20 protein-coding genes and 1 pseudogene are annotated in these 21,370 nt (G+C 70.8%); 9 read left to right on the plus strand and 12 right to left on the minus strand.

Annotation, left to right across the window (positions count from 1 at the left end):
* Positions 1-6: 6 nt before the first annotated feature.
* The 8 genes from ABEB28_RS15205 to ABEB28_RS15240 all read right to left on the minus strand — a co-directional run bounded on the left by ABEB28_RS15205 (position 7) and on the right by ABEB28_RS15240 (position 10,108).
* Positions 7-1,476, minus strand: a complete 1,470-nt coding sequence (locus ABEB28_RS15205) for a rhamnulokinase (RefSeq protein WP_345728735.1) — start codon at positions 1,474-1,476, stop codon at positions 7-9.
* Positions 1,473-3,542 (minus strand): bifunctional aldolase/short-chain dehydrogenase, encoded by a 2,070-nt coding sequence (locus ABEB28_RS15210; protein ID WP_345728736.1) that lies wholly within the window; start codon positions 3,540-3,542, stop codon positions 1,473-1,475. The genes ABEB28_RS15205 and ABEB28_RS15210 overlap by 4 nt, the downstream gene beginning before the upstream one ends.
* A gap of 123 nt (positions 3,543-3,665) precedes the next feature.
* Entirely contained in the window at positions 3,666-4,841 is a 1,176-nt protein-coding gene (rhaI, locus tag ABEB28_RS15215; protein ID WP_345728737.1) for an L-rhamnose isomerase, read from the minus strand.
* An 11-nt stretch (positions 4,842-4,852) separates the two neighbouring features.
* The gene (locus ABEB28_RS15220; RefSeq protein ID WP_345728738.1) at positions 4,853-5,173 is read right to left on the minus strand and encodes an L-rhamnose mutarotase; all 321 of its coding nucleotides are present in this window, start codon (positions 5,171-5,173) and stop codon (positions 4,853-4,855) included.
* Positions 5,174-5,302: 129 nt separating this feature from the next.
* Entirely contained in the window at positions 5,303-6,373 is a 1,071-nt protein-coding gene (gene rhaS, locus ABEB28_RS15225) for a rhamnose ABC transporter substrate-binding protein (protein WP_345728819.1), read from the minus strand.
* A 47-nt stretch (positions 6,374-6,420) separates the two neighbouring features.
* On the minus strand, positions 6,421-7,476 hold the full coding sequence (locus ABEB28_RS15230) for an ABC transporter permease (protein WP_345728739.1): 1,056 nt from the start codon (positions 7,474-7,476) through the stop codon (positions 6,421-6,423).
* A complete protein-coding gene (locus ABEB28_RS15235; protein ID WP_345728740.1) occupies positions 7,473-8,594 on the minus strand; it encodes an ABC transporter permease in 1,122 nt (373 codons plus the stop codon). Before ABEB28_RS15235 ends, ABEB28_RS15230 begins: the two co-directional genes overlap by 4 nt.
* Complete coding sequence (locus tag ABEB28_RS15240) at positions 8,591-10,108, minus strand: sugar ABC transporter ATP-binding protein (RefSeq protein ID WP_345728741.1); 1,518 nt, start codon at positions 10,106-10,108, stop codon at positions 8,591-8,593. The genes ABEB28_RS15235 and ABEB28_RS15240 overlap by 4 nt, the downstream gene beginning before the upstream one ends.
* Positions 10,109-10,371: 263 nt before the next feature.
* On the opposite strand from ABEB28_RS15240, the gene ABEB28_RS15245 reads away from it, so the two are divergent.
* Positions 10,372-11,370, plus strand: coding sequence for a LacI family DNA-binding transcriptional regulator (locus ABEB28_RS15245; RefSeq protein ID WP_345728742.1), 999 nt, complete (start codon positions 10,372-10,374; stop codon positions 11,368-11,370).
* Between the two features lie 277 nt (positions 11,371-11,647).
* A complete protein-coding gene (locus ABEB28_RS15250) occupies positions 11,648-12,985 on the plus strand; it encodes a phosphatase PAP2 family protein (protein WP_345728743.1) in 1,338 nt (445 codons plus the stop codon).
* Here the strand turns inward: ABEB28_RS15250 and ABEB28_RS15255 are convergent.
* Positions 12,985-13,584 (minus strand): annotated as a pseudogene (locus ABEB28_RS15255) (TetR/AcrR family transcriptional regulator); the annotation flags it as partial. The gene ABEB28_RS15250 and the pseudogene ABEB28_RS15255 sit on opposite strands and share 1 nt — an antisense overlap.
* A gap of 47 nt (positions 13,585-13,631) precedes the next feature.
* Positions 13,632-14,411 carry an HAD-IIA family hydrolase gene (locus ABEB28_RS15260; RefSeq protein WP_345728744.1) on the minus strand — a complete coding sequence of 260 codons (780 nt, stop codon included), beginning with the start codon at positions 14,409-14,411 and terminating at the stop codon, positions 13,632-13,634.
* A gap of 62 nt (positions 14,412-14,473) precedes the next feature.
* Here ABEB28_RS15260 and ABEB28_RS15265 point away from each other — a divergent pair, with 62 nt between their 5' ends.
* Complete coding sequence (locus tag ABEB28_RS15265; protein ID WP_345728745.1) at positions 14,474-15,520, plus strand: PHP domain-containing protein; 1,047 nt, start codon at positions 14,474-14,476, stop codon at positions 15,518-15,520.
* On the opposite strand, the gene ABEB28_RS15270 is transcribed toward ABEB28_RS15265, so the two are convergent.
* Entirely contained in the window at positions 15,504-15,881 is a 378-nt protein-coding gene (locus ABEB28_RS15270) for a DoxX family protein (RefSeq protein WP_345728746.1), read from the minus strand. The genes ABEB28_RS15265 and ABEB28_RS15270 overlap by 17 nt on opposite strands.
* 121 nt (positions 15,882-16,002) lie before the next feature.
* Here ABEB28_RS15270 and ABEB28_RS15275 point away from each other — a divergent pair, with 121 nt between their 5' ends.
* The 6 genes from ABEB28_RS15275 (at position 16,003) to ABEB28_RS15300 (ending at position 19,539) form a co-directional block, all read left to right on the plus strand.
* On the plus strand, positions 16,003-16,221 hold the full coding sequence (locus tag ABEB28_RS15275) for a hypothetical protein (RefSeq protein WP_345728747.1): 219 nt from the start codon (positions 16,003-16,005) through the stop codon (positions 16,219-16,221).
* A gap of 60 nt (positions 16,222-16,281) precedes the next feature.
* Positions 16,282-17,436 carry an XdhC family protein gene (locus ABEB28_RS15280; RefSeq protein ID WP_345728748.1) on the plus strand — a complete coding sequence of 385 codons (1,155 nt, stop codon included), beginning with the start codon at positions 16,282-16,284 and terminating at the stop codon, positions 17,434-17,436.
* Positions 17,437-17,546: 110 nt separating this feature from the next.
* On the plus strand, positions 17,547-18,230 hold the full coding sequence (locus ABEB28_RS15285) for a lysophospholipid acyltransferase family protein (protein ID WP_345728749.1): 684 nt from the start codon (positions 17,547-17,549) through the stop codon (positions 18,228-18,230).
* Between the two features lie 82 nt (positions 18,231-18,312).
* Positions 18,313-18,639 carry an STAS domain-containing protein gene (locus ABEB28_RS15290; protein WP_345728750.1) on the plus strand — a complete coding sequence of 109 codons (327 nt, stop codon included), beginning with the start codon at positions 18,313-18,315 and terminating at the stop codon, positions 18,637-18,639.
* Between the two features lie 88 nt (positions 18,640-18,727).
* A complete protein-coding gene (locus ABEB28_RS15295; protein ID WP_345728751.1) occupies positions 18,728-19,201 on the plus strand; it encodes a hypothetical protein in 474 nt (157 codons plus the stop codon).
* On the plus strand, positions 19,198-19,539 hold the full coding sequence (locus tag ABEB28_RS15300; protein WP_345728752.1) for a DUF3817 domain-containing protein: 342 nt from the start codon (positions 19,198-19,200) through the stop codon (positions 19,537-19,539). The genes ABEB28_RS15295 and ABEB28_RS15300 overlap by 4 nt, the downstream gene beginning before the upstream one ends.
* Here the strand turns inward: ABEB28_RS15300 and ABEB28_RS15305 are convergent.
* Complete coding sequence (locus ABEB28_RS15305) at positions 19,524-21,329, minus strand: bifunctional 3'-5' exonuclease/DNA polymerase (protein ID WP_345728753.1); 1,806 nt, start codon at positions 21,327-21,329, stop codon at positions 19,524-19,526. The genes ABEB28_RS15300 and ABEB28_RS15305 overlap by 16 nt on opposite strands.
* Positions 21,330-21,370 lie beyond the last annotated feature (41 nt).

Genomic DNA, 21,370 nt, shown 5'->3' on the forward strand with positions numbered 1-21,370 from the left:
ACCAGCTCACACCTTCGCAGCGGTCGACGCCAGTCGACTGGCCAGACTGTCCCAGTCGATACCGGGTCGCGGTTCGTAGCACACCGTCGCCTGGGTGGCGGCGAGCAGACGCCGGGCGTCCGCCAGGTCGGCGACCAGCCCGGCGGCACGGGCCTGGACCAGCAGGTTGCCCAGCGCGGTCGCCTCGACCGGGCCGGCCACCACCGGCAGGCCGGTCGCGTCGGCGGTCAGCTGGCACAGCAGCGCGTTCCGCGCGCCGCCGCCGACCGCGTGGACGACGTCGACCGCGTGATCGGCCAGCGCCATGGCCTCCCGGATCGTGCGGCGGAACGCCAGCGCCAGGCTGTCCAGGATGCAGCGGACGATCTCGTCCGGCGCGGACGGCACCGGCTGGCCGGTCTCCCGGGCGTACGCGGCGATCCGGGACGGCATGTCGCCGGGCGGCAGGAAGCGGGCGTCGTCCACCTCGATGACGGTCCGGCCGGCCGGTACTCCGGCGGCGTCGGCGAGCAACGTCGGGAGGTCGGCGGGCCGGCCCTCGCGCTCCCACCAGCGCACCGACTCCTGCAGCAGCCAGAGCCCCATCACGTTCCGCAGGTAGCGGACCGTTCCGTCGATCCCGGCCTCGTTGGTGAAGTTGGCTTCCCGGCTGGCCTCGCTCAGCACCGGACGGTCGAGTTCCAGCCCGGCCAGCCCCCAGGTACCGCAGGAGATGTACGCGAACCGGTCGCCGACCGCCGGGACACCGATCACCGCCGACGCGGTGTCGTGCGACGCCACCGCGACGACCGGAGCATCGAAGCCGACCTCGGCCGCGACGTCCGCCCGGAACCGCCCGAGCAAGTCCCCGGGCTGGCGCAGCGACGGCAGCAGCTCCGGCCGGAGGCCCAACGACGAGGCCAGGTCGACGTCCCAGGTCCGGTCGTGGACGTCGAGCAGCTGGGTGGTCGACGCGTTGGTGACCTCCGCGCCGATCGCACCGGTGAGCCAGTAGCCGATCAGGTCCGGCACCAGCAGCAGGCGGTCGGCCGTCCGGTACGCCGCCGTGTCCCGTGCGGCGACCAGCTGGTAGATCGTGTTGAACGGCAAGATCTGCAGGCCGGTGCGCTGGTAGAGCGCGTCGGCACCGAGTTGGCCGTTGATCGTCTCGGCCACGCCGTCGGTACGGCCGTCCCGGTAGTGCACCGGAGCCGACAGCAACGCGCCGTCGGCGTCCAGCAGGCCGTAGTCGACAGCCCAGGAGTCGACGCCGACGCTGACCGGCGTGCCGTGGTCGCGGCCGAGGAACCGCAGGCCGCGCAGGATCTCGGTGTAGAGCCCGGCGATGTTCCAATGCAGTGTCCCGGCCAGGCGCACCGGCTCGTTGACGAACCGGTGCGCCTCGGTCAGCTCCACTGTGTCCGGCCCGACCCGGCCGGCCACGACGCGCCCGGAGGACGCGCCGAGGTCGACCGCGGCGAACAGCGTCGGGCTCATCGCAAGAACGCTGCCGCGACGCCGGCGTCGACCGGAACGTGCAGGCCGGTGGTGTGCGTCAGCTCGCCGCCGACCAGCGCGAACGCCGCGTTCGCGACGTGCTCCGGCAGCACCTCCCGCTTGAGCAGCGTCCGCTGGGCGTAGAACTTGCCCAGGTCTTCCTCCGGGACGCCGTAGACGGCGGCCCGGGAGGCGCCCCAGCCACCGGCGAAGATGCCGGAGCCGCGGACGACACCGTCGGGGTTGATGCCGTTGACCCGGATGCCGTGCTCGCCCAGCTCGGCCGCGAGCAGCCGGACCTGGTGCGCCTGGTCGGCCTTGGCCGCCGAGTAAGCGACGTTGTTCGGGCCCGCGAAGACCGAGTTCTTCGACGAAATGTAGAGGATGTCGCCGCCCATCTTCTGAGCGGTCATCACCCGTGCGGCCTCCTTGGAGACCAGGAACGAGCCCTTCGCCAAGACGTCGTGGAGCAGGTCCCAGTCGGCCTCGCTGGTCTCGGCGAGCGGCTTGGAGATCGACAGGCCCGCGTTGTTGACGACCAGGTCGACGCCGCCGAACGCGAGCGCGGCGGCGTCGAAGGCGGCCTTCACTCCGGCGGCGTCGGTGACGTTCGCAGCCACCCCGACGGCCACATCGGACGAGCCCAGCTCTTCGGCGGCCGCGGCGGCCTTGGCAGCGTCCAGGTCCGCGATGACGACGCAGGCGCCCTCAGCCGCGAACCGGGCCGCGATCGCCTTGCCGATGCCCGACGCCGCACCGGTGACCAGCGCGACCCGCCCGACCAACGGCTTCGGCTTCGGCATCCGCTGGAGCTTGGCCTCTTCGAGGGCCCAGTACTCGATCCGGAACTTCTCCGACTCCGGGATCGGGGCGTAGGTGGAGATCGCCTCGGCACCGCGCATCACGTTGATCGCGTTGACGTAGAACTCACCGGCGACGCGAGCGGTCTGCTTGTTCGCACCGAAGCTGAACATGCCGACGCCCGGCACCAGGACGATCGCCGGGTCGGCGCCGCGGAGGGCGGGGCTGTCGGCGTCGGCGTGCCGGTCGTAGTAGGCCTGGTACTCCTCGCGGTACTCGGCGTGCAGCTCGGCGAGCCGAGAAACGATCTCCTCGACCGACGCCGTCGCCGGCAGGTCGACCACCAGCGGGCGGACCTTGGTGCGCAGGAAGTGGTCCGGGCAGGACGTGCCGAGCGCGGCCAGCGGCGCGAGCTTCTCCCGGGCCAGGAAGTCCAGCACGACGTCGCTGTCGGTGTAGTGCCCGACCTGCGGCTTGTCGGTCGACGCGAGGCCACGGATCACCGGGGCGAGCGCGGCGGCCTTCGCGTGCCGCTCGTCGTCGGGCAGCGGCTCGAACCCGGCGACGACCGCCCCGAACGGCTCGGTCGAACCCCGGGTAGCGATGAACTCCTCCGCGGTGCGGATGATCTCCAGCGAGCGGGCCTCGCACTCCTCGGCGGTCGCGCCCCACGCGGTGATGCCGTGTCCGCCCAGGATGCAGCCGATCGCCTGCGGGTGCGCCTTCTTCACCGCGGCGATGTCCAGGCCGAGCTGGAAGCCGGGGCGACGCCACGGGATCCAGACGACCTTGTCGCCGAAGCACTCCTTGGTCAGCGCCTCACCGTCGGCGGCGGTCGCGATCGCGATGCCCGAGTCGGGGTGCAGGTGGTCGACGTGAGCGGCGTCCACCAGGCCGTGCATCGCGGTGTCGATCGACGGCGCGGCGCCACCCCGGCCGTGCAGGCAGTAGTCGAACGCCGCGACCATCTCGTCCTCGCGCTCGACGCCCGGGTAGACGTCGACGAGCCCGCGCAGCCGGTCCAGGCGCAGCACCGCCAAGCCGGACTCCTTCAGCGTGCCCAGGTCCCCGCCGGAGCCCTTGACCCAGAGCAGCTCGACCGGACCGCCGGTGACCGGGTCGGTCTCGGTGCCCTTCGCGGAGGTGTTGCCCCCCGCGTAGTTGGTGTTGCGCGGGTCCGCGCCCAGCCGGTTCGACCGGGCCAGTAGCGCTTCGACCACGCTAGGGGTCGCCGCCTGGGGGTTCGTGGCCGTCGGACTGGTCATGTTGTTCGACTTCCCTCGCTGTCGGAGTGCGGTGTGACGTCGTTACCGGCTCGGGCGGGGGTTCCTGGCCGGCCCGCCCGAGCCGGGGCTCAGTTCCCGGCGCGGCGCGCCGGGAAAGCGGGGTCAGGCGCCCCAGCCAGCTTGCTGACCGCCCACGCGGTCCGTGACGATCTGCTCGGCGTAGCCGGAGCGCTTGTACGCGGCCATCGGGTCCGGGTCGCGGCCCTTGGCCGCCCGCAGTTCGGCGAGCATCGGACGGACGTCGGTGTTGTAGGCGTCCATGAACACCGCGTTGGCGCCGAGCACGTCGCCCTCGGCCTGGGCCGCGGCCAGCGCGTCCCGGTCAACCAGTAACGCCTTCGCGGTGGCCTCCTGGACGTTCATCACCGAGCGGATCTGGCCGGGGATCTTCGGCTCGATGTTGTGGCACTGGTCGAGCATGAACGCGATCTCGTCGAGCGCACCGGGGTCGCGGTCGAAGCCGCCGCCGCGCAGCACCTCGAACAGGATGCGGAACAGCTGGAACGGGTCCGCCGCACCGACCATCAGGTCGTCGTCGGCGTAGAAGCGGGAGTTGAAGTCGAACGCGCCGAGCTTGTTCGCCCGCAGCAGGAACGCGACGATGAACTCGATGTTGGTCGAAGGGGCGTGATGTCCGGTGTCGACACAGACCACGGCCCGCTCGCCCAGCGCCAGCGTGTGCGCGTAGGCAGTGCCCCAGTCCGGGACATCGGTGGCGTAGAACGCCGGCTCGAACAGCTTGTACTCCAGCAACATCCGCTGGTGGTCGCCGAGCCGGGCGTAGACCTCGGCGAGCGCCTCCGCGAGCCGGTCCTGCCGGGCGCGGATGTCGTCCTGGCCCGGGTAGTTGATGCCGTCGGAGAACCAGAGCTTCAGGTCCCGCGAGCCGGTGGCGTCCATGACGTCGACGCACTCGAGCAGGTGGTCGGTCGCCTTCCGGCGGACGCGGGGGTCCGGGTTGGTGACGCTGCCCAGCATGTAGTCGTCGTCCTGGAACACGTTCGAGTTGATCGTGCCGATCGCGACGCCCTGGTCCTTGGCGTGGCGGGCCAGGTCGGCGTAGTCGGAGACCTTGTCCCACGGGATGTGCAGCGCGACCGTCGGGGCGGCACCGGTGTACTTGTGCACCTGGGCGGCGTCGGCGATCTTCTCGTACGGGTCGCGCGGGACGCCGGCCTGGGCGAACACCTTGAACCGGGTCCCCGAGTTGCCGAACGCCCACGAAGGCAGCTCGATGTGCTGGCTGTTGAGTACTTCAGTGACTCGAGGGTCCGTCATGGCGCGTTCTTTCAGTCGAGGTGGAAAACTTCGGGGACGACCAAGAAGCCCTCGTCCGGGCGCCGGTCACCGAGCCCGACGAAGAACGGGCCCATCTCGGCCTGCCAGCGGGCGTTGACTTCCTCACCGGCCATGCCGGCCAGCCCCGCTTCGTAGTCCTCGGTCTCCAGGTAACCGATCAGGAGACCGTCGTCCTTCATGAACAGCGAGTAGTTCGTCCAGCCGTGCTTGCGGAGCGCGGCCAGCATCTCCGGCCAGACCGCGGCGTGCCGCTCCCGGTACTCGTCGAGCCGGTTCGGGTCGACCTGACCAAGCAAACAAACCCGCTGCATTTTGCCTCTGTTCGAACCTGGAGCCCGCTGAGGGCCTCGGTGCCGATCCGGCGCGACGACGCCGCGTATAGGTGAATACTCAAGTTGTCGCGCCGGCTCGGCAGCGTGGCCCTCAGCGGGCCGCCCACATCAGAAGTTGAACTGGTCGATGTTTTTGGCGTCGAAGACCTGGGGCGGGCCGAGCAGGATCGCTCCGTCCTTGCCGATCGTGTACTCGCCCAGCTCACCGGCCTTGAACTTCTCGCCCTCGGCACCGGTGATCTGACCGGACGACAGCGCCGCCGCGGCGTAGGCGCAGAGGTAACCAAGCTTGGCCGGGTCCCAGAGCTCGAACTCCTTGACCGTGCCGTCCTTGACGTACTGACGCATCTGGTTCGGCGTGCCCAGACCGGTCAGCGCGACCTTGCCCTTGTACGGCGAGCTGGACAGGTACCGCGCGGCCGCGGCGATACCGACCGTCGTCGGCGAGATGATGCCCTTCAGGTCCGGGTAGGCCTGGAGCAGACCCTGGGTCTCCTGGAACGACTTCTGGTCGTCGTCGTTGCCGTAGGCGACCTTCACCAGCTGCATGCCCGGGTACTTCTTGAGCTCGTCCTTCATGAACTCGATCCAGGCGTTCTGGTTCGTGGCGTTCGGGGTCGCGGACAGGATCGCGATCTTGCCCTTCTCCCCGATCTGCTTCGCCAGCAGCTGGACCTCGGTGCGGCCGAGGGCCTCCGGGTCGGCCTGGTTCACGAACGCGTCCCGGCCGGCCTTCGCGGCGTCCGAGTCGAACGTCACGACCTTGACGCCACGCTGACGCGCCTGGGTCAGAGCCGGGACGACCGCGTTCGCGTCGTTCGCGGAGACGCAGATGCCGTCCTGGCCCTGCTGGGTCAGCGTGTTGATGTACTGGACCTGCGAGGAGGCGCTCGCGTCGGACGGACCGACCTCCTTGTACTCGCCCTTGAACTCCTTGACCGCCTTCTCGCCGCCCTTGTCGGCGACGGTGAAGTACGGGTTGTTCACCTGCTTGGGCAGGAACGCGATCTTCAGCCCCTCCTTGAGGGGGGCGTCCGGGTTCGCGGAGGCGGACGACGCCGGGCCGGCGGCCGTGTCCTCGTTGGAGTCCTTGGTGGTGCCACCGCAGGCGGCCGCGGCGAGCGTCACCGCGACCAGCGCGGCGGAGAGCGCGGTGGCTCTCCGTGCACGGAGCAACATCATTGTCGATCCCTTTCGGGGTGGTGGTGGGGGTTTGAGATGGAAGTTCAAGACGTCGAGGCGGCCTTCTGGGCCAGCCTTCGTAGTCGCCAGCGCTCCCGTCCCCAGGTGACGGCGTTGGGAGCGAGCACGGAGATGATCAGGAGCCCACCGGTGACGAGCATCAACGTCTCGGACTCGACGTCGTCGAGGATGAGCGCGTTGCGGAGGACGCCGACCAGCAGCACCGCGACGAGAACACCGGGCAACGTGCCCCGGCCGCCGAAGATCGAGACGCCGCCGAGCAGCACCGCCGCCACGACGGTCAGTTCGAGCCCGTTCGCGTTGTCGGCGCGGGCGCTGGAGAACCGGAGCGTGTAGATGATCGCGGCCAGGCCGGCGAACGCCCCGGACGCGACGAACAGCCAGAACGTGATCCGCTTGACCCGGATGCCGGCGAACCGGGCGGCCTCCTTGTTCGAGCCGATCGCGTAGAGCGACCGGCCGACCGGGGTCGCGTGCAGGATGACGCCGACGACGATCGCCAGGACGATCACGAGCACGGTCGGGTACGGGATCGGCAGGCTGCCGAGCGTCTTGCTGGGCCAGGTCGTGTAGCTCACCGGGAAGTCGGCGACCGCCTTGTCACCCAGCAGCACGTAGGCCAGGCCGCGGTAGAGCGCGAGCGTGCCGATCGTGACCGCGAGGCTCGGCAGGCCGACGAAAGTGACCAGGAAGCCGTTGAGCGCACCGGCGAGCGCGCCGACCAGGATCGTGATCGGGATGATCGTCTCGATCGACAGGCCGCCGTTCCACAGCACGCCCATCAGCGCGCTGCACATGCCGAGGTTGGACGCGATCGACAGGTCGATCTCGCCGATCACGACCAGCAGCGTGAGGGTCAGCGACAGGATCGCGATCTCGACGATGTCGAGCTGGGCGTTGGCGAGGTTGAACGAGTCGGCGAAGCCCTCGACGCCGAACGACGCGACCAGTACCGCGAAGATCAGCAGCGCGGTGATCGCGCCTTCCCAGGAGAGCAGCCGACGCAGCGGCGAGTGCTCGGCGAAGGCCGACGGCCGCGGCTCGGACGTGTCCGCCGGGGGCAGGACGGTGGTGCTCATCGGGTCGTGCTCCCCTCGGCGAGGTTTTCAGCAACCGGCGCGGACTCCGGCGGCGGCGCGGCAGCGCTGTTCCCGTTGCCGTTGGTGGGCACCGTCGTGGCGCCGCGGCTGGCACTGGCGCGCAGGGCACGTTCGGCCCGGATCGCCAGCACCCGGTCGAGGGTGATCGCGAGCAGCAGCAGCGCGCCGGTGATGGCGCGCTCCCAGAGCGCTTCGACCTTCAGGACGACCAGCGCGCTTCCGATCGTGGAGAGCAGCAGCGCACCGAGCGCCGCGCCGACGACGGTTCCGCTACCACCGAAGATCGCGACACCACCGACGACGACCGCGGCGACCACGTTCAGCTCGAAGCCGGTCGCCGCCGTGGCGTCGATCGTTCCGAACCGGGCGGCCCAGAGCACACCGGCCAGACCGGAGAGCGTGCCGGTGAGGACGAACGCGACGAACAGCCGACGCCCCACCGGGATACCGGCGAGCCGGGCCGCGTCCGGGTTGGAGCCGATCGCGTACAGCTCGCGCCCGGAGCGCAGGTTGCGCATGCCCCACGCGGCGACGGCCAGCAGGATCAGCGCGATCAGCACCAGGATCGGGATGCCGACGAACGAGCCGCTACCGAGCTTCAGGAACGCTTCGGGCATGTCGGCGGCGTTGATCTGCCGTCCTTCGGCCAGCCAGTAGTCGAGGCCCCGGAAGACGTACATCGTCCCGAGCGTGACCACCAGCGCCGGAATGCGGCAGACCGCGACCAGCACACCGTTGATCACGCCGCAGACGGCGCCGATCACGATGCCGACGACGAACGCGACCGCGATCGGGATGTCGTGATCGGCGAAGAGCAGACCGGTGACGAACGCCGAGAGCCCCAGCACCGAACCGACCGAGAGGTCGATGTTGCGGGTGACGACGACGAGCGTCTGACCGACGGCGAGCAGCGCGACGATCGCGGTGTTGAGCAGGATGTCCTTGAGGCTCTGCACGCCGATGAACCGCGGGTTGACGATCGCGGTGGCGCCGAAGAGCAGGAACAGGGCGACGACCAGGCCGGCTTCGCGCGCCCGGGCGAGGCGGCCCAGCAGCGCAGCGGCGGAACGCTGTTTCTCGATCACCGCCGTGCTCATGCGGCCCGTCCCGTCCGACCGACGGCCGCGGACAGCACGGTCTCCTCGGTTGCGTCGGCGCGGTCGAACTCGGCCGCGAGCCGTCCTTCCCGCATCACGAGCACTCGATCGGCCATGCCGAGCACCTCCGGGAGCTCCGACGAGATCATCAGGACCGCGACGCCCTCGGACGCCAGCTCGGAGAGCAGCCGGTGCACCTCGGCCTTGGTCCCCACGTCGATGCCGCGGGTGGGCTCGTCGACGATCAGCACGCGGGGCTGCGTCGCCAGCCACTTGGCGAGCACGACCTTCTGCTGGTTACCGCCGGAAAGCACGCCGACGGCGTCGGAGAGGCGCCGGTACTTCAGCTGCAGGCGGGTGGCCCACTCCTTGGCGCGGGTCCGCTCCGCCCGTCCGCTGAGCAGACCGAAGCGGGAGAGCCCGCCCATCTGCGTCATCGTGGCGTTGCGCTCGATCGAGAGCTCCATGACCAGGCCCTGCTGGCGACGGTCCTCGGGAACGAGCGCGAGCCCGGCGTCGATCGCTGCGGTCGGACGCGAACCCTTCAGCGCCTTACCGCGAACGGTCACCGAACCGGCGTCGTACTTGTCGATGCCGAAGACGCACCGGGCGACCTCGCTGCGGCCGGAGCCGACCAGGCCCGCCAGCGCGACGATCTCCCCGGCCCGCACCTCGAACGAGACGTCGGTGAAGACGCCCTCGCGGGTGAGCCGCTCGACCTTCAGCGCGACCTCGCCCGGCGTGGTGTCCAGCTTCGGGAACAGGGCGTCCAGGTCACGGCCGACCATCCGGCGGACCAACTCGTCCTCGGTGACCTCGGCGAGCGGGTCGGACGAGACGAACTTGCCGTCGCGCAGCACCGTGACCCGGTCGCAGAGCGCGTAGACCTCGTCGAGCCGGTGCGAGATGAAGACCAGGGCGGCGCCGTCGGCGCGCAGCGTCCGCGCGACCGTGAACAGACGCTCGACCTCGCGGGAGGAGAGCGCCGCGGTCGGCTCGTCCATGATGATGACGCGCGCGTTGAGCGAGAGGGCCTTCGCGATCTCGACGAGCTGCTGGTCGGCGATCGAGAGGCCGCTGGCCGGACGGTCGGGGTCGAGCGCGACGCCGAGCCGGGCGAACAGCGCCCCCACCTGCTCGCGCATCGCCTTGCGGTCGATGGACCGGAAGCGGCCGAGCGGCTGGCGGCCCATAAAGACGTTCTCGGTCACCGAGAGGTCGCCGAAGAGCGTCGGCTCCTGGTAGATCACCGCGATGCCGGCGTCGCGCGCGGCGGCCGGGTCGGCGAACGTGATCTCCTCGCCGTCGAGCCGGACCACACCGGCGTCGGGGCGGTGGACGCCCGCGAGGATGCGGACCAGAGTGGACTTGCCGGCGCCGTTCTCACCCATGAGGGCGTGCACCTCGCCGGGGTAGAGGTCCAGCGAGACGCCGTCGAGCGCACGTAACGCTCCGAACGTCTTGCCCACCCCTTCCAGGGAGAGCAGCGGCCGGGAGGGCTCGCTGTGGGACACGGGACACGCTCCGTTGCAGCAGTGCTAACTGGTGACCGTTGAATGAATCGTTTCAACGCGGTGGCGCTGACCGTACGAGTGAGCGCCATCACGTGTCAATGGTTTCGGCTGCGTGACATTCTCGTGACCCGGGCGGTTAACGGGCGACCACGTCGCGAGCACCGTTCGTAATCGGTTGAGACGTTTCAAACCAGCTCGGTCAACCAGTACGCTCCGGCGCAGGCCGCGCCATCGGAGACAAAGGCCGCGCACAGGAGGCACACATGGGGACGACGAGCATCCGCGAAGTCGCGGAGCGAGCCGGCGTGTCGGTCGGCACCGTCTCCAACGTCCTCAACCGTCCGGAGGCGGTGGCACCAGCTACCCGGGAACGCGTCCGGCGGGCGATCGACGAACTGGGCTTCGTGCGCAACGAGTCGGCCCGGCACTTGCGGGCCGGACGCAGCCGGACGCTGGGCCTGGTGGTCCTCGACGTCACGAACCCGTTCTTCACCGACGTCGCGCGCGGCGTCGAGGACGCGGCCAACGAAGCCGGGCTCGCGGTGATCCTCTGCAACTCCGACGAGCGGCGCGACAAGGAACAGGCCTACCTGGACCTGCTCGAGGAGCAGCGCGTCCAAGGAGTGCTGATCACGCCGGTCGACGTCGACGGCGACCGGCTGGCCCGGATGCGCCAGCGCGGTGTGCCGGTGGTCCTCGTGGACCGGCACGCGAGCGACGGCGACCACTGCTCGGTCGCGGTGGATGACGTCCTCGGCGGCGAGCTGGCCGCCGCCCACCTCCGCGACCTGGGCCACGAGCGGATCGCGTACGTCAGCGGACCGATGAGCCTGGCGCAGTGCGCCGACCGCTACCGGGGCGCGATCGCCGGCGGCGAGATGGAGATCATCGCCGGGGCGGCGCTGAACGTAGCGTCCGGGCGGGACGCCGGCGAACGGCTGCTCGGACTCCGCACTCCCCCGACGGCGGTCTTCTGCGCCAACGACCTGCTCGCGCTCGGCGTCCTGCAGGTGATGGTGGCGCGCGGCCTCTCGGTCCCCGGCGACCTGTCGATCGTGGGCTACGACGACATCGAGTTCGCGGCCGCTGCGGCGGTACCGCTCAGCTCCGTACGCCAGCCCCGGCATCTCCTGGGACGCACCGCCGCCGAGTTACTCCTCGCCGAGGCCGACGCGACCGACCAGCACGTCCACCGCCAAGTGCGGTTCTCCCCCGAGCTCGTCGTCCGGGCCTCCAGCGGCCCGCCCAAGCAGACCGACTGAGCGATCGCGGCCCGTCCGGTAGCCGTGGGTGATGTTACGCAAGTGTCGGGAATCTTGCGCTGTGATGAAGCACATGTATAAAGCAACTTTGCAGAGAATGAAAATTAGTAGAACGTAAGAGTCGTGAGCAGCGACGATACGGAGCCTCCCCAAGCCGGCGCCGAAATCCTCCTCCATACATACCGCGCATCGTCGAACACGGTGCGTAACAGACGGTGCTGCGCACTGAGTACTAGTTTGCATTGCGCAGTAGTGTCGGTTGCGTAGGAGGTGGCGCATGAGGTCGCTGTGGTTGTCCCCCGCATCCGGACTGGTCGTCGTCGAGCCGCCCCGGGGTAGTGCGCTTCTGCACCGCGCACTCCGGGAAGTGCCACTGATCGCCGTTCTCTACCTGGTCTACATGGGCGGACGTCTGGTCGCCGCGCACCACACCGGCGCCGCGTTCGGCCACGCCGAATCGGTCTGGACGTTCGAGCGGCTGATCGGGTTACCCAGCGAGTACGACGTCCAGCAGTTCGCGCTGCAGTGGCCGTGGCTGGTCGAGGCGATGGGTGTCTACTACGCCCGGGTCCACTTCCCGGCGACGCTGCTGGTCCTGGTCTGGATGTTCGTACGCCGTCCGTCGGCGTATCCGTGGTTCCGCTGGACGCTCGTGCTGCTCACCGGAATGGCCCTGGTCGGGCACGTGATCTATCCGCTGGCCCCGCCGCGGATGCTCACCGACCACGGCATGATCGACACCGCGCACGTCTACGGCCAGTCCGTCTACGGCCCGGTCGGAACCGGATTGGCCAACCAGTTCGCCGCGATGCCGTCGCTCCACGTCGCCTGGGCTGCCCTGGTCGCGATCGCGCTGGTGGCGACCGTGCGCAGCCGCTGGCGGTGGCTCGCGGTCGTGCATCCGGTCTTCACCGTCGTGATCGTCGTGGTGACCGGCAACCACTACTGGCTGGACGGCATCATCGGCTGCGCGCTGCTGGTCGTCGCGCTCGCCGTGGTGCAGCCGAGCCGCGCCCGCACGAACGCCGTCGCCAGGGCACGGCAGCTGGCCCGGCGGCACGCCTGGCCTTTCGTGCGCTTCGTGCTGGTGGGAAGCGCCTCGACGCTGCTCTCGGCGGTGATCTTCGTGCCGCTGCTGGGGCTGATGCCGTCCGCGGCGGCGAACACCGTCGCGGCGATCGTCTCCACCCTGCTCTCGAACGAGGCGCACCGCTCCTGGACGTTCCGGAGCGACCGGCGGGGCCTGCCTCCCCGGGTCGCCGCGGCCGGCACCGTAGTCCTGTCGTACCTGATCACGACCGGTGCGCTGCTCGTCCTCGACCTGACGGTGACGGACGCGGGCACGAGCCTGCAGCTGACCGTCATGCTGGTCGCGTCCGCGGTCGGTGGCCTCGCCCGCTATCTGCTGCTCGGCAAGGCCATCTTCCCCGCGTCCTCGGCGGCGTCGCTCGATCTTCCGACGCCTTCGGCCGCCGGCCGGGCGACCGATCCTCAGCCGGACGACGAGGACGACGACGAGGGCGACGCCGTGGGCGTCGGGGCCGGCATCGGAGCGGGCAGCCCGGCGAGCACGCAGCCGAGCGCGTTGTCGATGGCCTCCGCGAGCGCAGCCTGATCGCACCGCTCCGGTGCCAGCGACATCACGGTCGCACCGAGCGCCGCCACCGCCACCGAGGCGACGAGGCGGGGGTATGCGTCCCGTTCGGCATCGAGACCGGCCCGGCGGGCGACGTCCTCCGCCAGTACCCGGCCGAAGCCCCGGAACAGCTCGTGCGCCAGCGGCACCAGGTGCGGCTCGGCCCGCAGGATGCGCGCGCGGAGCAGCGTCCGCTCGCGGTGGCGCACGTCCTGCTGCAAGCCGATCCGGTGCAGCGCCGCTCGAAGCGCCACCAGCGGATGCTGCCCGTCGGGCTGGGCCGCCAGCGCGACACCCAAGTCGTCCGCCTGCTCGCTCAGGTCGCCGACCAGCACGTCCCGCTTCGTCGGGAAGTGGTGGTGGAACGACCGGACGCTCACCCCGGCCACGCTCGCGATCTCGTCGACGGTCGTCGCCTCGAAGCCCTTCTCGGCGAAGAGCCGGAGGGCCGCGTCCTCGATGACCTGGCGGTTCGCCAGGCGCCTGGCGACCCGGCGATCGACGACCGGGCGCCGCGTCTCACCGTCGTCGGGGCGGCGGTCGGGTCGCTGTTCGCCGTCCACTCGATCACCCGCCATCTCGCCGTCAATCGTGCCACGGCGAGCCGGTCACGCAGGGGGCAAGCTCAGACCTCGTCGACGAGATCGGCGACCGAGTTCAGGATGCGCGACGGCCGGAACGGGAACCGGTTGACGTCCTCGGCGCGGGTGACGCCGGTGAGCACCAGCACCGTCTCCAGACCGGCCTCCATGCCGGCGATCACGTCGGTGTCCATCCGGTCGCCGATCATCACCGTGCTTTCGCTGTGCCCGTCGACCGCGTTGAGCGCCGATCGCATCATCAGCGGGTTCGGCTTCCCGACGAAGTACGGCTCGACACCGGTCGCCTTGCTGATCAGCGCCGCCACGGCCCCCGTGGCCGGCAGCGCGCCCTCGTGCGACGGCCCGGTCGGGTCGGGGTTGGTGGCGATGAACCGGGCGCCGCGATCGATCAGGCGAATGGCGGTGGTGATCGCCTCGAAGCTGTAGTTCCGCGTCTCGCCCAGCACGACGTAGTCCGGGTCGGCGTCGGTGAGGATGTAGCCGATCTCGTGCAGCGCGGTCGTCAGACCGGCCTCGCCGACCACGTGCGCGGTGCCGCCCGGCCGCTGGTCGTCGAGGAAACGCGCGGTGGCCAGCGCAGACGTCCAAATCGACTCCGGCGGCACCGCGATGCCTGCTCGCTGCAGACGCGCGGAGAGGTCACGCGGCGTGTAGATCGAGTTGTTCGTCAGCACCAGGTGCGGCCGGCCCTTCTCGACCAGCTTCCCGAGGAACTCCGGGGCACCCGGGACCGGGATGCCCTCGTGGACGAGCACCCCGTCCATGTCCATCAGCCAGCACTCGATGCTCTTGCGTGCGGTCATGATGCAAGCATGCGGCATCGCGGCGTCCTGCATCCGGCAGGCCCCTTCGGTACGGTGAGGTCGTGACCGATCAGGCCCGTGACCCCGTCGCCGACCTGCGGCGGATCGCGTTCCTGCTGGAGCGGGCGCACGAGGCGACCTACCGTGTGCGCGCGTTCCGCTCGGCGGCCGCAGCGGTGGGGAAGCTGGACGAGAACGAGCTGCGCGAGCGGGCCGAAGCAGGGACGCTCAAGCAGCTACCCGGCATCGGCGAAGTGACCGCGCGGTGCGTGGCCGAGTCCCTGGGCGGCGAGGTACCGGTCTACCTGCGCCGGCTGGAGGACACCGCGGGCTCCTCGGTGGACGAGGCGGGCACCGCGCTCCGGACCCTGCTGCGCGGTGACTGCCACACGCACTCGGACTGGTCGGACGGCGGCTCGCCGATCCGGGAGATGGCCGAGGCGGCCCGCGACATCGGCCACGAGTACGTCGTCCTCACCGATCATTCGCCGCGGCTGACCGTCGCGAACGGGCTCTCGGCCGACCGGCTGCGCAAGCAGCTGGACGTGGTGGCCGAGCTGAACGCCGAGCTGGCGCCGTTCCGGATCCTCACCGGTATCGAGGTCGACATCAACGAGGACGGCAGCCTCGACCAGGAAGACGAGTTGCTGGCCCGACTCGACCTCGTCGTGGCGAGCGTCCACTCCAAGCTGCGGGCGCCCGCCGACGTGATGACGAAGCGGATGCTGGCCGCGATCGAGAACCCGCACACCGACGTGCTCGGCCACTGCACCGGGCGGCTGGTCACCGGCCGGGAGGCCACCGGGCAGGGCAAGCGTCCGGAGAGCCAGTTCGACGCCGACGCGGTGTTCGCCGCCTGCGCCGAGCGCGGCGTGGCGGTCGAGATCAACTCCCGGCCGGAGCGCCTCGACCCGCCAAAGCGCCTGCTGCGGCTGGCGGTCGAGGCCGGTTGCTACTTCGCCGTCGACACCGACGCGCACGCGCCGGGCCAGCTCGACTGGCAGCCATACGGGTGCGCGCGGGCCGCAGCGTGCGGCGTGGACCCCGAGAAGGTCGTCAACACCTGGCCCGCCGAGCAGCTACTCGACTGGGCTAGCGGGCGTTCTTAGCCACGCCCAGAGCCCACGCGATCAGCGGCGCCTGGAACGGTAAGCGTCCGTAGGCGATCGCCTTGTAGCGGCTGTCCGACGACCGGCGGGCGTCCAGCGCCATCTGCACGTTCGCGGGGTACACGCCGACGAACAGCGCCGCGGACGCCAGCGCCCCGACGCGCCGGGTCCTGGGCACGGCCACCAGCGCGGCGCAGGCCAGCTCGGCCGCCCCGCTGATCGCGACCAGCGCGTCGGGCGCCGGCAGACCCTTCGGGATGATCCGTGCGAACGGTTTCGGCGCGACGAAGTGCAGTACGCCCATCGTGCCGAGCAGGCCGGCCAGCAACGGTGGGGCCGCCTTCTTCCAGCGAGTAGCCATCCGCGGATTCTGTCCCACCGGCCCGCCCCGCCGGGCCGAGTCGGCGCGGCCGTGCCCGAACTCACGTTCCCTCACCTCGTGGACGCCCGGCGCATTTGTCCGGTGCCGTAGCGTGGTGAGCGTGCTGCTGCTCGGTCAGGAGGATGGAACGCTGCGGGACAACCCGAACGCGTTCATCATCATCGTGTTCGTGATCCTGGCCGGCCTGCTGCTCAACTGGGCGCAGCGCAAATGGATGCCGGGCATGTCCTTCCGGAACCGGATCTTCGTCATCGGGGTCGGCGCGCTGCTCCTCGGTGGCTTCTTCTACGGCTACGTCTACGACGTGAACGCCGCGTAGCACTCCCGCCGCACAGCGGTCATAGTTGCGGGATGAGCCCGTACGTGGAGGCGGTGGCGTATGCGTGAGGTGCTCGATGACCTGTATGCCTGGTGGAGCGCCGGCGAGCCCGTCGGTGTCGGCACCGTCGTCGCGACCTGGAAGAGTGCCCCGCGGCCGGCCGGTGCGTCGATGCTGGTCGGCCCGGACGGCACCGCGGTCGGCAGTGTCTCCGGCGGCTGCGTCGAGGGCGCGGTCTACGAACGGGCCCAGGACGCGATCACGACCGGCGAGTCGAGCCTGGAGCGCTACGGCGTCTCCGACGACGACGCGTTCGCGGTCGGCCTGACCTGCGGCGGCATCCTCGACGTCTGGGTGGAGCGGCTCGACAGGGAGAGCTTTCCGGAGTTCGGCGACGTCGTCGCGGCGATCCGCGGCGGGGCCCCGGTCGCGGTCGTGACGTGCATCGCCAGTGCCGCGGCGCCCACCGGCGACGACCGGGTCGGTCGTCGGCTGATCGTCTGGCCGGACCGGGTGGCCGGCACGCTCGGGTCGGCCCGGCTGGACGAAGCGGTGACCGACGACGTTCGCGGGCTGCTGGCGGCGGGCCGCACCACGACCGTCCACTACGGCCACGACGGTGAGCGACGGGGCGACGACCTGACGCTGTTCGTGTCCAGTTTCGCTCCTCGGCCGCGGATGATCGTGTTCGGCGCGATCGACTTCGCGGCCGCGCTGGCCCGGATCGGGTCGTTTCTCGGGTACCGGGTCACGGTCTGCGACGCCCGTCCGGTCTTCGCCACTCCCAAGCGTTTCCCGGACGCCGACGAGGTGGTCGTCGAGTGGCCGCACCGCTACCTGCGGGCCGAGGCCGACGCCGGCCGGGTGGACGAGCGGTCCGTGCTCTGCGTCCTCACTCACGACCCGAAGTTCGACGTGCCGGTGCTGGAAGTGGCCCTGCGGCTACCGACGGCCTACGTCGGGGCGATGGGTTCGCGCCGCACCCACGAGGATCGGCTGCAGCGGCTGTACGAGGCCGGCCTGACGCCTGCGGAGACCGCCCGGCTGGCGTCCCCGATCGGCCTCGACCTCGGCGCCCGGACCCCGGAGGAGACCGCGGTGAGCATCGCCGCCGAGATCGTCGCTGGCCGCTGGGGCGGCACCGGCGCCCGGCTGTCCACCTTGCACGACGCCATCCACCGCGACACGGAGTCACAACCGTCCGTCGCGCCCTGAGTGCATCGAGTCACTCTTTGCCAGACAACTTCCCCTCCCGGCCGCCACATCGCGATCGAAGGAGCCTTAGGGTGATCGCGAATCACTGCGGTGCCTGAGGAGGAATTCCCATGGCGTACGGCCTGAGCAAGAAGGTCGGTGGCCCCATCCTCCACCTGGCGTTCCGTCCCTGGGTCGAGGGTAAGGAGCACGTTCCGACGAACGGCGCCGCGATCCTCGCGTCCAACCATCTCTCGATCATGGACTCGGTCTTCGTCCCACTCGTCCTGAATCGCGACGTGGTCTACGTGGCGAAGCAGGAGTACTTCACCGGCACCCGGCCGATCGACCGGCTGACCGCGCGATTCATGCGCGGCGCCGGGCAGGTGCCGGTGAACCGGGGCAACAACCGAGCCGCCCAGGAGGCGCTGGACGCCAGCCTCGACGTGCTGCGCTCCGGTCGTCTGTTCGGTATCTACCCGGAGGGCACCCGCTCCCCCGACGGCCGGCTGTACCGCGGTCGCACCGGCGTCGCGTGGCTCGCGCTCACCGCCGAGGTGCCGGTCGTCCCGGTGGCGATGTTCAACACGGAGCGGGCGCTGCCGCCCGGCCGGACGGTTCCCCGCCCGGTACGGGTCGGAATCCGCTTCGGGGAGCCGATGATGTTCGACGAGTACAAAGGTCAGGCCGGGAAGGCCAGGGCGCGGCGTGCGGTCACCGACCAGATCGTGGCCGCAATCGGCGCACTCTCCGGACAGGAGTACGTGCCGCACTACGCTCCGAAGCGAAACACGGACCCCGATGCCGGCGTATGACCGTCCGCGGTCGTTGTACCACCGTCATCAGATCGTGCCGGACAATGGTCCGGTCGGCCGAATCGAGGGCGGAGAGGAGCCGATGCTGGAGAACACGCCCTGGTCGCTCACGACCGAGCAGGTCGGGAGCGAGATCGTGCTGCGCGCGGCCGGTGCGCTCGACCTCGAGACGGCCGGCCAGGTGCGGACCGCAGGAACGGCTGCGCTCCGCGCGTCGGGCCCTCCCCCGACCCTCACCGTCGACCTCGCCGACGTGTCGTTCATCGACTCGACCGGCCTGGGCGTACTCGTGACGCTGTGGCACCAGGCCCGCAACGTCGGCGGGAAGTTCCAGGTGGCGCGGCCGTCTCCTGCGGTGCTCCGGATCCTGGAGATCACCGGCGTCGACGCACTCTTCGACCTCGCGTAGGCGTCAAGGCCGCGACCAGGCGTGGGACCGATCTCACGAGCTGGGGACGCCGCCACACGAGGCAGCACAGGCCGGGTAGCCTCGGGGTGTGCGGTCGCTCCTACTTTCCCCGCGGTGGCTGGTCCGCCATGCGGTGGCGATCGTGCTGATCGGGGTGTGCCTCGGGCTCGCCTGGTGGCAGTGGGGCCGCGCGAACTCGCTCACCGGCAGTGCCCAGAACATTGGTTACGCACTTCAATGGCCGGCCTTCGCCGCCTTCGTCGGATACGCCTGGTATCGGATGCTGCGGTTGGAGCTGCGCCCACCGGCCGAGTCGGACGCCACGACCACAACCGACGCGCCGGCGGACGCTGCAGCCGGCGGGCAGCGCACCGTGCAGGTCCGGCGGCGGTACCGGCCGACCGTCGCCCCACCGCCGCCGGGGAGCGATGAGCCGGACGACGAGCAGCTGGCCGCGTACAACGCGTACCTGACCGCGCTGAACACCCCGAGTACCGTCACCGAAGTTCCAGCCGCCGAAGTTCCAGCCGTCGACGTTCCAGCCCGGAGGACCTCCCCGTGAACCGCTCAGTCAAGTCGGCGCTGACCCGCTTCCGGATCGCCGCGTACGTCGTGGGCGTCGGTCTGCTCGTGCTGGTGCTCGTGGCGATGCCGCTGAAGTACCTCGGCGATACTCCGGAGGTCAGCGCGGTGGTCAGCCCGATCCACGGCTTCCTCTACATGGTGTACCTCGCGGTGACGCTCGACCTCGCGCTGCGGCTGCGCTGGTCGGTGCGCAAGATCATCGGCGTCATGCTGGCCGGGACGGTCCCGTTCCTCTCGTTCGTCATCGAGCGGCGGGTGCACAACCAGGTTCTCGCCCTGCTCGAGTCCCGGAACGAGGCTCACGCGTCCGCGTAGGACTTCACCACGGCCAGGTCCAGGGGAAACTTGACCGGAGTAGGGCCGAAGAGCAGCTGACGGGCTTCGTCGGCGGCGGCGAGAACCGCCTGCCGCACCTCGTCGGCCGCCTCCTCCCGGCAGTGCACGACGACCTCGTCGTGCTGGAAGAACACCAGCCGCGCACCGTCCGGATCGGTCGGCCCCGGCTCCATCGCGTGCAGACGTCGTCGCAAGCCCGCCAGCAGGATCAGGGCCCACTCCGCCGCGGTCGCCTGCACGAGGAAGTTCCGGGTGAAGCGCCCCCGGGCGGCACGCCGCGCCCGGTCTACGGCGGCCGGATCCGCGCCCGGGCGGTCACCGGAATGATCGCCGTCGGCCGAGCCGGTGGCGCCGTCGCCTCTCGGTGAACCCACGCCGCTGGGTGAACCCTCGCCACTGGGCGAGCCCTCGCCGCCCTCCGACCAGTCCGCGGACCCACCGACCGGCGGGCAGGTGCGACCCAACCGCGACCGCACCAGGCGCCCTTCCTCCCCCGCCTTCGCCGCCCCGTCCACCACCGCCAGGGCGTCCGGAAACCGGCGGCGGAGCACGTGCGCCAACCGGCCGCCTTCGCCGCTGGTCTGGCCGTAGAGAGCACCCAGCATCCCGAGCTTGGCCCGGGCGCGGTCGTTGTCGAACGCATCGGCGGCGAGCGCGTCGTACAGGTCGCCGGCGGCCGCGGCCTCGGCCATCTTCCGGTCGCCGGAGAGTGCGGCGAGCACCCGAGGTTCCAGCGCCGAGGCGTCCGCCACCACCAGGACGTGGCCCGGATCGGCCACCACTGCCTGCCGGACCGCCTTGGGGAGCTGGAGCGCAGCCCCGCCCCGGGTGGCCCACCGCCCGGACACGACACCGCCGGGCACGTACTCCGGCCGCAACCGGCCGCCGGAGACCCAGGTGTCTTGCCAGGCCCATCCGTTGGCGGCGAACAGCCGGGACAGCTCTTTGTACGCGAGGATCGGCGCGACGGCCGGATGGTCGATGCGCTTGAGCACCCAGGACCGGGTCGACGGAATCTGGATGCCGGCCCGTCCGAAGGCCCGCACGACGTCGGCCGGGGCGTCCGGGTTGACCTTCAGGCCACCGAACGCCCCGCGCACCTCGGCGGCGAGTTCGTGCAGGCGCACCGGCAGGTCACCAGGGAGCGGACGCGGACCGAGCAGCTTGGCCAGCAGCGCGTCGTGCCGCTCGGATGCCCACGGCAAGCCGTCGTGCCGCATCTCCGCGGCGGCGAGCGCACCGGCCGACTCGGCGGCGGCCAGCAGCCGGAACCGGTCGGGGTGCGCGACCGTGGCCATCCGCGCCAGCTGAGCTCGGTAGACCTCGGCCACCACGGCGACCGGTTCGTCGCCGGGCGGGACAGCAGTATCGGCCGCGGGTTCCACGTCCGCGGCGAAGAGCACCGGCTGGACGTCCCGCGGGCGCGGCGGCGGATCCCGCGGGATCGGGAGGCCACGAGCCCGGGCGAGCGCCGCGGCGAGCGACCGTGGCTCACCCCAGTGCCCCTCGTACCCGACCAGCAGCGACTCGACGAGTTCCAAGTCGTGACAGCGCTCCACCCGCACCCCGGCCTCGAGCAGCGCGGGGTATGCAGCGGCGGCGGTGGGCCAGAGCCAGCGCGGCCGGACGGCCCGTTCCCGTGCGGCGACCTCCCGGGCGAGCACCGCCCCGTCAGCGCACCACCGCACGGGGCCGGCGACCTGGCCCGCCGCGTCGATCTCCGCCAGCGAGCCGCCGCCACCCCACCCCGGAACGAGCGCGATCAGCACGTCCTGATTCTCACCCGCCCGTCCGACAATTCCGCCGCGGC

The sequence above is a fragment of the Cryptosporangium minutisporangium genome, from assembly GCF_039536245.1.
GTDB lineage: Bacteria > Actinomycetota > Actinomycetes > Mycobacteriales > Cryptosporangiaceae > Cryptosporangium > Cryptosporangium minutisporangium.